At 58.5% G+C, this 14465-nt stretch carries 13 protein-coding genes; all 13 read left to right on the top strand.

Annotation, left to right across the window (positions count from 1 at the left end):
* The first annotated feature begins 52 nt into the window (after positions 1-52).
* The 13 genes from mshM to BN1125_RS13995 all read left to right on the top strand — a co-directional run bounded on the left by mshM (position 53) and on the right by BN1125_RS13995 (position 14433).
* Positions 53-943 carry an MSHA fimbrial biogenesis protein MshM gene (mshM, locus tag BN1125_RS14055; protein WP_042013015.1) on the top strand — a complete coding sequence of 297 codons (891 nt, stop codon included), beginning with the start codon at positions 53-55 and terminating at the stop codon, positions 941-943.
* Positions 940-2034 (top strand): tetratricopeptide repeat protein, encoded by a 1095-nt coding sequence (locus tag BN1125_RS14050; RefSeq protein ID WP_042013014.1) that lies wholly within the window; start codon positions 940-942, stop codon positions 2032-2034. The genes mshM and BN1125_RS14050 overlap by 4 nt, the downstream gene beginning before the upstream one ends.
* 74 nt (positions 2035-2108) lie before the next feature.
* Complete coding sequence (gene mshE, locus BN1125_RS14045; RefSeq protein WP_042013013.1) at positions 2109-3818, top strand: MSHA fimbrial ATPase MshE; 1710 nt, start codon at positions 2109-2111, stop codon at positions 3816-3818.
* Positions 3819-3821: 3 nt separating this feature from the next.
* On the top strand, positions 3822-5042 hold the full coding sequence (locus BN1125_RS14040; protein WP_042013012.1) for a type II secretion system F family protein: 1221 nt from the start codon (positions 3822-3824) through the stop codon (positions 5040-5042).
* Positions 5043-5290: 248 nt separating this feature from the next.
* Positions 5291-5752, top strand: coding sequence for a hypothetical protein (locus tag BN1125_RS14035; protein ID WP_042013011.1), 462 nt, complete (start codon positions 5291-5293; stop codon positions 5750-5752).
* A gap of 77 nt (positions 5753-5829) precedes the next feature.
* The gene (locus BN1125_RS14030) at positions 5830-6501 is read left to right on the top strand and encodes a prepilin-type N-terminal cleavage/methylation domain-containing protein (RefSeq protein WP_042013009.1); all 672 of its coding nucleotides are present in this window, start codon (positions 5830-5832) and stop codon (positions 6499-6501) included.
* A 14-nt stretch (positions 6502-6515) separates the two neighbouring features.
* On the top strand, positions 6516-6953 hold the full coding sequence (locus tag BN1125_RS14025) for a prepilin-type N-terminal cleavage/methylation domain-containing protein (protein ID WP_042013007.1): 438 nt from the start codon (positions 6516-6518) through the stop codon (positions 6951-6953).
* 56 nt (positions 6954-7009) lie between these two features.
* Positions 7010-7510 carry a prepilin-type N-terminal cleavage/methylation domain-containing protein gene (locus BN1125_RS14020; RefSeq protein WP_042013006.1) on the top strand — a complete coding sequence of 167 codons (501 nt, stop codon included), beginning with the start codon at positions 7010-7012 and terminating at the stop codon, positions 7508-7510.
* A complete protein-coding gene (locus tag BN1125_RS14015) occupies positions 7497-8123 on the top strand; it encodes a type IV pilus modification PilV family protein (protein WP_042013005.1) in 627 nt (208 codons plus the stop codon). The genes BN1125_RS14020 and BN1125_RS14015 overlap by 14 nt, the downstream gene beginning before the upstream one ends.
* Positions 8123-8992, top strand: a complete 870-nt coding sequence (locus BN1125_RS14010; RefSeq protein WP_084202318.1) for a PilW family protein — start codon at positions 8123-8125, stop codon at positions 8990-8992. The genes BN1125_RS14015 and BN1125_RS14010 overlap by 1 nt, the downstream gene beginning before the upstream one ends.
* On the top strand, positions 8982-9449 hold the full coding sequence (locus tag BN1125_RS14005) for an MSHA biogenesis protein MshP (RefSeq protein ID WP_042013003.1): 468 nt from the start codon (positions 8982-8984) through the stop codon (positions 9447-9449). Before BN1125_RS14010 ends, BN1125_RS14005 begins: the two co-directional genes overlap by 11 nt.
* A complete protein-coding gene (locus BN1125_RS14000; protein ID WP_244268504.1) occupies positions 9446-13189 on the top strand; it encodes a DUF6701 domain-containing protein in 3744 nt (1247 codons plus the stop codon). The genes BN1125_RS14005 and BN1125_RS14000 overlap by 4 nt, the downstream gene beginning before the upstream one ends.
* Before the next feature lie 203 nt (positions 13190-13392).
* On the top strand, positions 13393-14433 hold the full coding sequence (locus BN1125_RS13995) for a rod shape-determining protein (RefSeq protein WP_005340051.1): 1041 nt from the start codon (positions 13393-13395) through the stop codon (positions 14431-14433).
* Positions 14434-14465 lie beyond the last annotated feature (32 nt).

The raw sequence follows: 14465 nt of genomic DNA, 5'->3' as shown, positions 1-14465 counted from the left end.
CTCGCGGGTGGTCTGTTGCAGGCCGCCCTGCTTGTGTGCGGGAGCTGACGGCATGTACCTGAACCACTTTGGTCTGCAGGAGGCCCCCTTCGGCCTTACTCCCAATACCGGCTTCTACTACGGCCTGCCACCTCACGAAGAGGCGCTGCAGGTGCTCAACTGGGCGCTGGCGCAGGGGGAGGGCTTTATCAAGGTGACCGGCGAGGTGGGCACCGGCAAGACCCTGCTCTGCCGCAAGTTGCTCAGCGAGCTGGGCTCGGAAGCGCGCCCGGTGCGTCTGGCCTGGTTGCCCAATCCCCATCTCGCGCCGGCCGAGCTGCGTATCGCGCTGGCACTGGAGCTGGGGTTGGCGGTGCGGGATCAGAGCGAGCTGGATCTGACCGATCGCATCCATCGTCACCTGATCAGCCTGCACCAGCAGGGCAGTAGGGTGGTGGTGTTGATCGACGAGGCGCAAGCGCTGCCGGACGAGACGCTGGAGGCGATCCGCCTGTTCGGCAATCTGGAGACCGAATCGAGCAAGCTGCTGCAGATCGTGCTGTTCGGTCAGCCGGAGCTGGATGCCAGACTGGCCAAGCCGCATCTGCGCCAACTGCGCCAGCGGATTGGCTTCTCCTACTGCCTGCGGCCGCTGCGCTTTGACGAGACCCGCGCCTATCTGGAGCACAGATTGCAGGTCTCCGGTTATCGCGGGGCACCGTTGTTTGCCGGCCGCGCAATGCGGATGCTGTGGCGGGCCTCGCGGGGGATCCCGAGACTGATCAATATCCTGGCGCACAAGTGTCTGATGCTGGCCTACGGTCAGGGTGCGCGCCGGATCGACAGCCATCTGGTGCGGCTTGCCATTCGCGATACCGACGATGCCAGCCGCTTTGCGCCAAGGCGCTGGTGGCCCTTGTTACTGTTGCTGGGGTGCGCCCTGGCTTATGGAGTCTGGCCATGAGCGTCATCAACCAGATGCTGAAAGACCTGGATCAGCGCCAGCAAGGATCCGAAGGTGCAGCCGTCTATATTGCCCCTGCACACCAGCAGGGGTGGTGGATGTTGCTGTTGACCCTGATCTGCGGTCTGGCACTGGGGATCCTCGGTTGGCGAACCTGGATCTACTGGCAGCAGACTCATCCTGTAGTCACCGCCAGCGAAGTGGTCAACCCTGATGCGGTGGCTCCCGATGTGGTGACAAGGGCCGCTGGGCCAGTCAGCCAGCCCGAGCCGGTTGAGGTGGCGGCCGTGCTGCCGCTGCCAAGTCAGGATGACGCGAACGATGAGGTTGGGGAACACGAGGCTGGCGACACGGCCTATGGTGCCCCTTTTGATGCTTCCAGTCATTTTGACGAGTCGGAGCCGACCGATGAAGAGCTGCAACCCGAGCTTTACGCCGAACTGGCGGCAGAGCAGCAGGCCGTTGCTAGCGCGCCGCGCAAACCGGGCGTATTGAAGATCGAGACGGTGGAACTGTCGGCCAAGGAGCTGGCGGCGCTGGCGGAGCGCAAGGCGACTACCGCCATGGCCAAGGGAAGCCTGCGGGATGCGCAGGACAACTACTATCAGGTGCTGGCCCACGACCCCTACAACCAGGGGGCGCGTGAGCAGCTGGCTGGCTTGCTCTATGGCGAGGGCCGCCTGACCGAGGCGCGCCAGCTGCTGGAGGAGGGGATCCTGCTCGATCCCCAACAGGCCGATTTTCGTCTGCTGCTGGCCCGCCTTGCTATCAGCGAGGGGCAGCAGCAGCAGGCGCTTGGCTGGTTGTCCGGTTATCAGCCGGATCTCGCCAGCAACCTGGACTACTACGCCACCTGGGCGGGACTGACCCAGGAGCTGGGCCAGAATGCCGAGGCGGCGGTGCTCTATGTGGAGCTGCTACGCCAGCAGCCGGATCAGGGGCGCTGGTGGCTGGGTCTCGGCGTGGCCGAGGATGGTCAGGGGCACAGCCAGCGTGCGCTCGATGCCTATCGCAACGCCCTGCTGCACGGCAACCTCGGCGAGGCATCGACCAACTGGCTGGAACAACGAATTGGCCAACTAACCCCTTGATAAACCGCAATTTCGATTAGCGAAGCCTAATCAAATGCGGCAACGGGTGTGAAGTAACAGAGATCGGAGCAAACATGGCACAACCCAGACTGAAAATGCGCCTCGGCGACCTGCTGGTACAAGAGCAGATCATCTCTGATGATCAGTTGCAGCTTGCCCTGCAGCAGCAGCGTCAGACCGGCCGCAAGCTGGGCACCACCCTGATCGACCTCGGCTTTATCAGTGAGGTGCAACTGCTGCAGTTCCTCGCCCGCCAGCTGGATGTGCCCTTCTTCGATCTTAACAACCTCACCATCGACGCGGCCGCGGTGCCGCTGCTGCCCGAAGTGCAGGCGCGCCGTTATCGGGCGCTGGTGGTTAACCTCACCGACAACAAGGTGACGGTGGCGATGTCGGATCCGGCTGACTTGAGCGCTCTTGATGCCATCGCCGCCCTGCTGAGCCCGCGCGAGATGGTGCTGGCGGTGGCGCGGGAAGGGCAATTGCTGGAGTATTTCGACCGCCTCTATCGCCGTACCCGCGAGATCGAGAGCTTCGCCGAGCAATTGCAGGAGGAGTACCAGGACACCGGTTTCGAGCTGGGGGCCAGCAACCTGAGGGTGGCCGACGAGGGGGAGGCAACGGTGGCCAAGCTGCTGCGTTCCCTGTTCGAGGACGCGGTGCAGGTGGGGGCCTCGGATATCCATATCGAGCCGGACGAGAAGGTGCTGCGTATTCGCCAGCGGATCGACGGCATCCTCCACGAGAACATCCTCAACGAGGTGCGCATCGCCCAGGCGCTGGTGTTGCGCCTCAAGCTGGTAGCGGGGCTCGACATCTCCGAGAAGCGCTTGCCGCAGGATGGTCGCTTTAACATGAAGGTGCGTGGCCGCGATGTGGATGTGCGGATGTCCACCATGCCGGTGCAGTACGGTGAGTCGGTGGTCATGCGGCTGCTGGATCAATCCTCCGGCATCCTGTCGCTGAGCGAGACCGGCATGCCGCCCGATATCCTGACCCGTTTCCGTCGCCAGCTAAAACGCCCCCACGGCATGATCCTGGTGACCGGCCCGACCGGTAGCGGCAAAACCACCACCCTCTATGGCGCCCTCTCCGAGCTCAATCAGTCCAGCAACAAGATCATCACGGTCGAAGATCCGGTGGAGTATCGCTTGCCCCGCGTCAATCAGGTTCAGGTCAATCCCAAGATAGGCCTCACCTTCTCCCACGTGTTGCGCACCACTCTGCGTCAGGATCCGGATATCCTGCTGGTGGGCGAGATGCGGGACAACGAGACGGTGGAGATAGGCCTGCGCGGTGCCATCACCGGTCACCTGGTGCTGACCACTTTGCACACCAACGATGCGGTGACCAGTGCCCTGCGTCTCATCGACATGGGCGCGCCCGGCTATCTGGTGGCGAGCGCCCTGCGGGCCGTGGTTGCCCAGCGTCTGGTACGGCGGGTATGTGAGCACTGCGCCAGCGAGAAGGCGCCGGACGAAGGACAGGCCACCTGGCTCACCGTGCTCTGTGGCGAGGTGCCCGGCCAGTATACCTATCACAAGGGACGGGGTTGCCAGAGCTGCAACTTTACCGGCTACGCCGGTCGGGTCGGGGTCTACGAGCTGCTGGAGCTGGATCAGCCGATGATGGATGCCTTGCGCCGCAATGATGCACAAGGGTTCGCCAAAGCCGCCCGCGAACACGCACACTATCGGCCGTTGGCCCTCACTGCGCTCGATTATGCCCGTCAAGGGATCACCTCGGTGGACGAGGTGCTGAGGCTGGCCGAGGATTTGGGGTAAGCGATGGCCAACTTTGCCTACAAGGGACGCGACAGCCAGGGCAATGCCACCAGCGGCGTGGTCGACGCGGCCAACGAGATGGCTGCCGCCGAGCAGCTGATGCGCCGCGGGGTGATGCCCACCGAGCTCAAACCGGGCAAGGCCAAATCCGCCGCCATCGACTGGTCTTTGTTGCTGGAAGGGGGCGTCAAGCTGGACGAGCTGGTGATCTTCAGCCGCCAGATGTATGCCCTGACCCGGGCGGGGATCCCGATCCTGCGCGCCATCGCCGGGCTGGAGGAGAGCACCCACAGCAAGCCGCTCAAGCGGGCGCTTCACTCGCTGGGGGAAGATCTTGGCAACGGTCGTCCGCTCTCCAGCTCGATGCAGGCGCACCCCAAGGTATTCAGCAGCCTGTTTGTCGCCATTATCCATGTGGGTGAGAACACCGGTCAGCTGGAAGAGGCCTTTTTGCAGCTGGCTACCTATTTCGAGCTGGAGCTGGAGACCCGCAAGCGGATCAAGACCGCGATGCGTTACCCCAGCTTCGTGATGATTGCCATCGGTATCGCCATGGTGATCCTCAACGTCATGGTGATCCCGGTGTTTGCCGGCATGTTCGCCAAATTCGGGGTGGAGTTGCCGCTGGCGACCCGCATTCTGCTCGCCACCTCGCACTTTTTTGTCCACTACTGGTGGCTGCTGCTCGCCATTGTGGCGGGGATGGTGTTTGGCTGGCGCCGCTGGGTCGCCACCACCGGTGGCAAGCTGACCTGGCACCGCTGGCAACTCAAGTTGCCCATCGTCGGCACCATCATAGAGCGCTCCCTGCTGGCCCGTTTTGCCCGCAGTTTTTCCATGATGCTCAAGGCTGGCGTGCCGCTCAACACGGCGCTGACCCTGGTGGCCGACGCGGTGGATAACGCTTATGTTGCAGGGCGGGTGCGGGATATGCGCGTTGGTATCGAGCGGGGTGAGAGCCTGCTGCGCACCGCCAGCAGCAGCGGCCTGTTTACGCCGCTGGTGATGCAGATGATCGCCGTGGGGGAGGAGACCGGTCAGGTTGATGACCTGCTCCATGAAGCGGCCGAGTATTACGAGCGGGAGGTGGATTATGACCTCAAGAGTCTCACCGCCCGCATCGAGCCGATCCTGATCGGGATCGTGGCAGTCATGGTGCTGATCCTGGCGCTCGGTATCTTTACACCGATGTGGGACATGATGAGCGCCGTAAGAGGCAAGTAACTCGGCATCTTCACGCTTGAGTGGTGGGACATGATGCGCGTCGTAAGAGGCAAGTAACTCGGCATCTTCACGCTTGAGTGGTGGGACATGATGAGCGCCGTAAGAGGCAAGTAACTCGGCATCTTCACGCTTGAGTGGTGGGACATGATGAGCGTCGTAAGAGGCAAGTAACTCGGCATATTCACGCTTGAGTGGTGGGACATGATGCGCGTCGTAAGAGGCCACAGGGCAATGGAGTCGAGGGGCGGATGAGCAGACAGAGCGAGCAGGATGATCGCTGGCTGGCCGGATATCGGCAGATCGCCGTGATCATCCTGCTGATGGTGATCGCCACGACCCTGGTACGCAGCTATCAGGGCCATCGGGAAGAGGCGCAGCAGCTCACTCTCACCTTGCTGGGGGAGCAATTTGCCGAGCGGGCACAGCGTTTGCACGGCATTTGGCTTGATGAGCGGCGCCCCGACACCCTGCATAGCGCGGGTCGTGGTTGGCAATTTGATGAGCGTGGTTGGCCACTGGGGTTATTGCCCCTGCAATCCCCATCAGAAAATTGTCGTCAGTTGTGGCTGGCATTGGTGGGTGAGACGGCGGGTGGCATGCCCCCGTTGCAGGTTCTGGCCCGCCCCGATGGCAGTGGGTGCGAGATGGGGTGGGATGGTGATTGGCTGATTTATCATTTTTCTGACGGGCGGGTGATGAAAAAGCCTTGAATGAAACTAATCATATGACCCAACTACATGATTTTTTTAGGTATGCATGAAATAATGCGGGCCATTACGGAGGGAGCATGACAATGAAACCAATGGCACCAACAATGCCGGAACAGGGGATGATGAGACGGGCCGCCGGCTTCTCCCTCATTGAGCTGGTGATCGTTATCGTGATCCTGGGGATCCTGGCAGTGACTGCGCTGCCGCGCTTTCTCGATGTGACTGACGAAGCGAAAAAGGCCAGCGTAGAAGGGGTCTCTGGCGGTTTTGCCACCGGCGTTTCACTGGTGCGGGCGCAATGGGAGGCGGAAGGTCGCGCCAAACAGGACAGTCTCAATACCGTACTCTATGACGGCAGTCGCTTCTATCTGACCACTCCGACCGAAACCCAGATCAGCAACGGCGAGCTATCGCCCGGCTATCCCATGGATACCGTTGCCAGCGGTAATCCGGATGTGGATCCGGCTAATCTGACAGCCGAACGTTGTCTCAATATTTGGGAGGGGTTGTTGCAAAACCCGCCCAAGGCTACGGCCAGCTTCAATGAAGTGCGTGGTAGCGGCAATGACCTGAAATACTATGCCACGGCGAGCAGTAATGGACTGGATTCGGTCTGCCGTTACTATCTGGTCAATAGTTTGAGTAAGGGCAGTGATGGCAAGTATCAGGATCCGCAAGGCAAGACTGATGCATTTATGAGTTTCAGTTACCGCCCGGCCTCCGGTCAGGTGACCACCAATATTAATTAACAGAGGAAAGTGAAATGAAAAAACAGGCGGGTTTTACCCTGATCGAACTGGTTATCGTGATCATCATTCTGGGTATTCTGGCGGTCACCGCTGCACCCAAGTTCCTGAATCTGCAGGATGATGCTCGTCTGGCTGCTGCCAATGGCGTGAAGGCATCTCTGCAAAGCTCGTCCCAGTTGGTATATAGCAAAGCTGCCATTCTGGGAATTGAGGGTACCTCTGGTGCTGTTTCTGTAGCCGGAACCACAGTTAACACCAAATTTGGTTACCCACTCACCACAGATGCAGGTAAAACAGTTGCTCTGGATGGCTGGAGTGAAGTATCTGGTACTCCTGGTACTTTTAAACCCAGCAACGAACCTAACAGTAAGTGTGCTGTGACTTATGCGAATACTATTACTGCTGTAGGTGGTGTCCCTTCCATCGCCGTCAGTACTGATTGCGGTCAGTAATTGTTAAAAAGGCGAGGCTTCGGCCTCGTTTTTTCTTCTCCCTGATGAGGAACCCCATGCCTGCAACCAAGGGCTTTACCCTGATTGAATTGGTACTGGTGATCTTGCTAATCGGGATTCTGGCCGCCTTTGCCGTGCCCAAATGGCTGGGCAAAGGCGGCTTTGAAACTCAAACCGTGCGTGACGAGCTGCTGACCCGGTTGCGGCTGGTACAGACCGTCAATATGCATGAACCCGCCGACCGCTGTACTCAGCTGGTGGTTGCCTCTCCCCGTTTTGCCCACCGTACTTATGCGGCGTGTCCCGCCAGCGATGATCTGGATACCAATAGTGGCTGGACTCCCCAGTTGGAGACCCGTGGTCGACTGGTTACGCCCTCTGCCGGTATCTCCATCTCCCTTGATAACAACAACCGCTTCGTGCTGCGTTTCGATCAGATGGGCAGACCGCTAGGCAGCTGTGCCGGTGCCAACGGTTGTACCTTGCTGGTAAGTGATGGCCGCGAAACCAGCCGTATCAAGATTGAATCCGAGGGGTTTATTCATGAGATCCCTTAAGCGCGGTTTCACCCTGATTGAGCTGATCGTCGGCATCGTGCTGCTGGCGGTGGCCTTGACCGGCATCTTGGGGCTGCTTATCAATCAGGCGCCGCAGGCGGTGGACCCGGTGCAACAGGTGCGTGCCGCTCAGCTGGCCCAGCGTCTGGCTGGCGAAATCCTGCAAAAGTCGTTTGATGAAAAATCAGACCATAACGGTGGTCGTTATCGCTGTGGCGAGACCTTCGATGACCAGTTTTACGGGGACTGCAGCTGCCCTGTTGGCGTGGCCTGTACCCAGAGGCCTCCTGTTCCGGCGATGACTGTTTGGCAGCCCAGCCTGTATGGCCCCGATGGTGAGCCGGCGCCTTATGCCTACAACGATGTGGATGACTTTGATACTGCAGGTAACTGGCGCGATGCCAGCTGGTTTACCCAGACCTCGGCGGGCGACAGTGGCGACGAGTACCCCAACTATCAGGTGAAAATTGCGGTGAGTGCTGTGGTGTTTAAAGCGGATGGCAGCTTCGATAGTTGTAGCGACCGCTGTTCGATGGGCAAACGCATCGATCTGCAGGTGAAGCTGCCGGATGGGAGTGTGCTCGACTTTGCCCTCTACCGGGGGAACTACTGATGGGCAAGTCTGTGCCAACCCAGACTTTCGGTGTTGGGCTTCGCAGGCTCAGCACCAACCTACCGCGTACCCAGGGTTTTACCTTGGTCGAGTTGGTGATGGTGATCCTGCTGCTGGGGATCATGGCCACCTTTACCAGCCAGTTTATCGGTATCGGCACCCAGATTTATGGTGATGCCAGCAGTCGTGAGCAACTGATGAGCGATGCCCGCTTCGCCATGGAGCGGCTGAACCGCGAATTGCGCGATGCGGTGCCGGGCTCGGAGCGCATTGAAGATCAGGATGGTAACTGGCTGGACCAAGGCCCCTGTCTGCGGTTCTGGCCGATCAGCAACTCTGGCCGCTATCTTGCCCTCAATCGCCCGTCGAGCAGTGCTTCTTCTCTTGAGCTGGTGATGGTAGCGCCGCTGGTAGCGGTTGAGCAGAACAAGGACTGGTTGGTGGTGTTTCCCCAGCCCGTATCCAGCGGTACGCAGACGATACGGGACCGCTGTGATTATGGCCGCTGCGTGGCTCAGGTGGGGCCAGTGGGTCCGGTGATCTCTGGCGCCCAAACAATAGGGTATAGCGGTGCGCCGCTGGATGGGCAGTCGCCCGGCAGTCGGGTCTATTTTGCCCGAGAGCAGGTGCGTTACTGTGTGCAAAATGGTGCCTTATATCGCGCCAGTGCCGGGATCAGTGCCGCTGGCAGCACCTTGCCTCTGGGGATCTTGATGGCTGAGTCGCTCCGGCCTGGCAATGTCTTCTATCGGGAAACCTCTGCCTCGACTTTTAACGCAGCTGGGGGATTTGGCATGCGCTTTGTTTTTGAGCGCAAGGGGGAGTCGGTCACCTTCAACCACAAGATAGAGGTGTTCAATGTGCCCTGATCCACAGGCTTTCGGACGGATGCGCGGCAGCGCCTTGATGATCGCCCTGTTTGTCATCGTGGTGATGGCCCTGCTGGCGGCTGCTATGGGCCGTTTTCTGGTCGACAGTGGTGAGAAAAATACCGTGGAGGTGCGCAGCGTGCGCGCCCTGCTGGCCGCCCAGAGCGGGCTGGAGATTGCCCTGTATCAGCTTTTTCCGAACCGACAGACCGCGCCACCTGCGGATCGATGCAGCTTGGTGCAGGACCCGCCTCAGTTTAGCAATCCCGGCTTGGTTGGTTGTCAGGTAGCCGTAATTTGCCGGAAGGTACCGGTGACCTATAACAACCAGAGCAGCCCGGGCTACCGTCTCGAGAGTGTCGGCACCTGTGGCAGCTCGGACCTTAAAAGCGCCAATCCTGATTTTGCCGTCAGTCGTTCGATGGTGGTGGAAGCCTTTGAGGAGGGCGAGTCATGATCTTCAAGCGTATTCTGATGGCCAGTGCGCTGATGCTGGCAAGCGGTTGTGTTGCCGCGTTCGAACCGGTCGATATTGCCACCTATTTCCCGGCGGTGGCGCAGGGCCATCATGGCAACAATAACAATACGTGTCATCAGATAACCCCCCCCCAATTCCGGCAATACAACACCAGCCGGGTCAATGGCACGCAAGGCAATGCCCTGCAGTTTTGTGGTATCAACTCCTCTTATGAGCGCCCCCCGCTGGGGTGTGATTCCGCTATCGGTGGCGATGGTCGTTACTGCACCGTCACGAATAGTGATATTCGGGGGCTGGCGACGAATGGCAATAATGAGTTTCTGAGCAGTAACGGTACGGCTGGCAGCATTGGGTACTGCAATAATGGTGACAATCTGACGCTGGGAGGCAGCGGCAACCAATATGGTTCTGTCGCGCTATATGCCCGCTGCACTGTCAGTGCCAGCCCGAACTTTTCCGAATACCGGTTCAAATCGCTGGAAATTGGCAGTGGAGCCCGTTTGGTGTTGACCGAGGGCGACTATTGGGTCGATCGGCTGTCCCTCGTTCAAGGGGGGGAGATTGTATTGCAAGGGAATGCGCGGATCTTTGTCAACCAGAGTACAACCATCAGCGATAGCCTGGTGAACATCTCGGCTCGCAACAGCTTGCTGCTGATCGCCTATAACAATCTGACATTGACCGGTACCAGCCAGGTGACGGGCTATGTTTACGCGGATCAAACGATTTCATTGAACAATAGTGCCGTCATAAATGGACGGACTACCAGCCGTTACCTGTTTATGGAGGGGCAGTCCCGGATTAATGACAGCCTCTTTGCCCCTCCCCCGTTAACCTGTTTTAACGATGATTTTTCATCAGGTTCGCTCAGCGGTGATTGGGTGGTTAAAACCAGCAGCGGCTCATTTACCCCCTCTATTGTCGGTGGTCGCTTGCGTTTGACCCAAGCGGTTGGCGACCAGTCAACATCGACAACGTATCAACGTCTGTTTCCTGCGGCCAACAATCTGGTGACGATAACCTTTAACCACTATGCCTATGGGGGTAACGGGGCTGATGGGATGGCTGTCGTGTTTTCTGATGCCAAGGTCACCCCCCAACCGGGCGCTTTTGGAGGGCCGTTAGGCTATGGTTTCAAGCCTCGCATTCCCGGGTTTGCCGGAGGATGGCTGGGTATTGGTTTTGATGAGTATGGCAACTATTCAGGGGAGGGGGGCACATACAATGTTGGGCGGCGCCGACAAGCCGTTGCTATTCGAGGGTCGGGGTCAGGCACGAGTGGTTACAGGTATTTGAAAGGAACCTGTAACGATGGGACAACCAATATAAATACGAACTGTTTGAATCCTGGCGTGGATGGCAATGGTGGTGCCAATCACAAATATCAGCTGACTATCGACTCACGTATAAGTGGACAATCCATGGTCAAAGTGGAGCGCGATAGCGGGAGTGGTTATGTCACGCTGATCGACGGGTTCAATGCCCAAAACCAGAGCGGTCAGGCTCAGGTTCCAAGCGATTTCTTGCTCTCTCTCACCGGTTCCACAGGCGGTTTAACCAACGTTCACGAACTCGACAATGTGCAGATCTGTGCCTTGCGTTCCAATCCGGTCGGGGTGCAGATTGACCACTTTCAGCTCGATCACTCTGGCCAGGCGCTGACCTGCAATCCCGAGACGGTGACGGTCAAGGCGTGCGCCGATGCCGCTTGTAACACGCTTATCACAGACCCGGTTACTGCGACCCTGAGTCTTACCCCTACTTCTGCCAGCAATGGTTGGATTGGTGGCAATACGGTGACCTTTAGCGGCGGTTCGACCAAGGTGCAGTTGCGCAACAATACGCCGACCGCGGTGACTATAGGCGTTTCCGGCTCGACTCCGACGACCAAGCCATTCAGTACCACCTTGTGCAAGGCCGGGGCCGGTACGCCCAGTGCGGCAGCCTGTACCCTGAACTTTGCCGATAGCGGCTTCTTCTTCGATGTGCCTGATACTTATTCCAACCAGCCGCAGACGGTGACTATCAAGGCGATCAAAAAGAGCGATGTGACCAAGCAGTGTGTGCCGGGGTTTGCCAGTCAGACCAAGAGCGTCAAGTTCTGGAGCAGCTATATCTCCCCCACCGGTAACCCCTATAACAGCCAGATGAGCGTCAATAGCAGTGCGATTGGTGCCAGTCAGGGGGCTGCAACACCGCTCTCCCTCGCATTTAATGATCAGGGGCAGTCGACCATCACGGTTAATTATCCGGATGCGGGCAAGGTGCAACTGGATGCCCGTTATGATGGCACCGGCAGTGAAGCCGGTCTGGTGATGCTAGGCGCCGATCAGTTTGTGGCACGTCCGGTCGGCCTGTGCATTACACCCCCGCAAGGGGTCTGCGCGGCAGGTGATAGCAGCTGTCCGGTCTTCAAAAAAGCGGGGGAGACGTTTCAGGTAGATATCAAGGCGATGGCCTGGGAATCCGCCAATGATGGGGATATCTGCGTAGGGAATCAGACTACGCCCAACTTTGCTTTGACTAACATCGCTCTTGGTACTCAACTGGTTGCCCCGATTCCCGGGCAAAATGCGCAGGTCGGTACAGCGAGCTATAACCACTCTAACGGGATGGACAGCAACAATCTCAATAAGGTCACCCAGTCAGTCAGCGAGGTGGGGGTGTTCAGAATGACGGCGACCCCGCCAGCCAACGGCTACTTCAATTACACCATCCCATCAGCCCAGAGCCAGCCGGTGGGCCGTTTCGTGCCTTGGGATTACAGTTTGAGTGGTGGTTTTATCACGCCTGCCTGCAATGTCTTTACATACATGAGTCAGCCCTTTGCCAGCGGCTTTGTACTCACTGCGCGCAATCTGCAGCAAGGGACGACACAGAACTATCAGGGGGCGTTCGCTAAAGGGGTTGCTGAGATGGTGGCGGCGAATGCTCTGGATGGGGTCGCGCGTGACAAGCGTATTACACTATCTCCCTCGCTCAGCTGGGCAAGTGGTATTGCGAGCGTTAATCAGCAGTCACCTTTGGGGCTGAATACCCGCTTTGATCGTGCAGCGAGTCCAGAAGCACCTTTCGCCACGTTGAGCTTTGGTCTCAAAGTCGATGATCAGGATGGCGGTAATACGCGGCTTGCGATGATGAATATGAATGCGGGAGTAGTTGGGGATTGTTCCAAATCGGGGCAAGGGTGTAATGCGGTGCGGCTGGGTACTCAAAAACTGTTGTATGGCCGCCTTTTGGCCGGGAAAAATCGTGGTGTGAACAGTGCCGAGTTGCCGGTGACGTTACTGATGCAGCGTTTTGAACCGGGCGGATGGGTGACCAACGACGAGGACAGCTGTACTCAGCTCTCGCTGGCAAATGATGGCTTTGATCCATTACCCGGTGAGTCGCCGATAGACAAAGAGCGCAAAATCAGTTTTAACAGTGCGAGCTCTTCTTACCAGGTTACCGGTAATGTACCCCGGCCCTATAGCAGTACGCTAACGTTGAGCGGGCAACAAGGGGCGGCCAGCTCAGCCACGGCAAAAAAAGGCGAGATTATTTTTCATTTCTCTGCCCCCAATGCGGATGTCGTCATTCCCTATCGTGTCGATTTGGCAAAACAGCCATCTTCGCCGACGTGGTTGTCTGACCCGACAAGCCTGCAAGGTGAGGCTCGTTTCGACTCCAGCCGGGGGAATGACAGAATTATTTATCGGCGCGAAGTATTGCAGTAAATGATGTGTAAGGGGGCTGGCGCAACAGCATCCCCCTAACACCTTGTTTATTAGCGTTTGTAAGCCCGAGCCAGTGAGTGATGACTCGCACTTTTGTCGCGACTGATTGAGTGGCGACAGTTTGAGCGCTTGCCCATTGGGGTGGGCATTGGTAAAGTTAGCCGGTTTTCTGCACCTCCAAATTCTTAGGATTTCCCGTAGCCATGTTCAAAAAGCTCAGAGGCGTCTTTTCCAACGATCTGTCGATCGACTTGGGAACTGCCAACACCCTGATCTATGTAAAAGATCAAGGGATCGTCCTTAACGAACCCTCAGTTGTCGCCATTCGCCAAGAGCGCGGGAACGCCAAATCGGTCGCTGCTGTCGGTCATGCCGCCAAGCAGATGCTGGGCCGTACCCCGGGCAACATCTCCGCGATCCGCCCGATGAAAGACGGCGTGATCGCCGATTTCTACGTGACCGAGAAGATGCTGCAGCACTTCATCAAACAGGTTCACGACAACAACTATTTCCGCCCCAGCCCGCGTGTGCTGGTGTGTGTACCGTGTGGCTCCACTCAGGTTGAGCGTCGCGCCATCAAGGAGTCCGCGTTGGGCGCCGGTGCCCGTGAGGTCTACCTGATCGACGAACCCATGGCTGCCGCCATCGGTGCCGGTCTGCCGGTCTCCGAAGCGACCGGTTCCATGGTGGTGGATATCGGTGGTGGTACCACCGAAGTGGCCATCATCTCTCTGAACGGTGTGGTCTACTCCCAGTCCGTCCGTATCGGTGGCGACAAGTTTGACGAAGCGATCATCAGCTACGTCCGTCGCAACTACGGCAGCCTGATCGGTGAAGCGACTGCCGAGCGCATCAAGCACGAGATCGGCTCCGCCTATCCGGGCGAAGAGGTGCGCGAGATCGAAGTCCGTGGCCGCAACCTGGCCGAAGGGGTACCGCGCAGCTTCACCCTGAACTCCAACGAGATCCTGGAAGCGCTGCAAGAGCCGCTGTCCGGTATCGTGGCTGCCGTCATGGTGGCGCTGGAGCAGTCCCCGCCCGAGCTGGCCTCCGACATATCCGAGCGCGGCATGGTGCTGACCGGTGGTGGTGCCCTGCTGAAAGATATCGACCGTCTGCTGATGGAAGAGACCGGTATCCCTGTCGTCGTGGCCGAAGATCCCCTCACCTGTGTGGCCCGTGGTGGCGGCAAGGCGCTGGAGCTGATCGATATGCACGGTGGCGATCTGTTCCACTACGAATAAGACCCAAAGCCGGCCAGCGTGCCGGCTCTTTT

The organism is Aeromonas fluvialis (genome assembly GCF_000819885.1).
GTDB lineage: Bacteria > Pseudomonadota > Gammaproteobacteria > Enterobacterales > Aeromonadaceae > Aeromonas > Aeromonas fluvialis.
The sequence above is the reverse complement of the archived record's forward strand: the minus strand, read 5'-3'. Positions and strand labels throughout refer to the sequence as shown.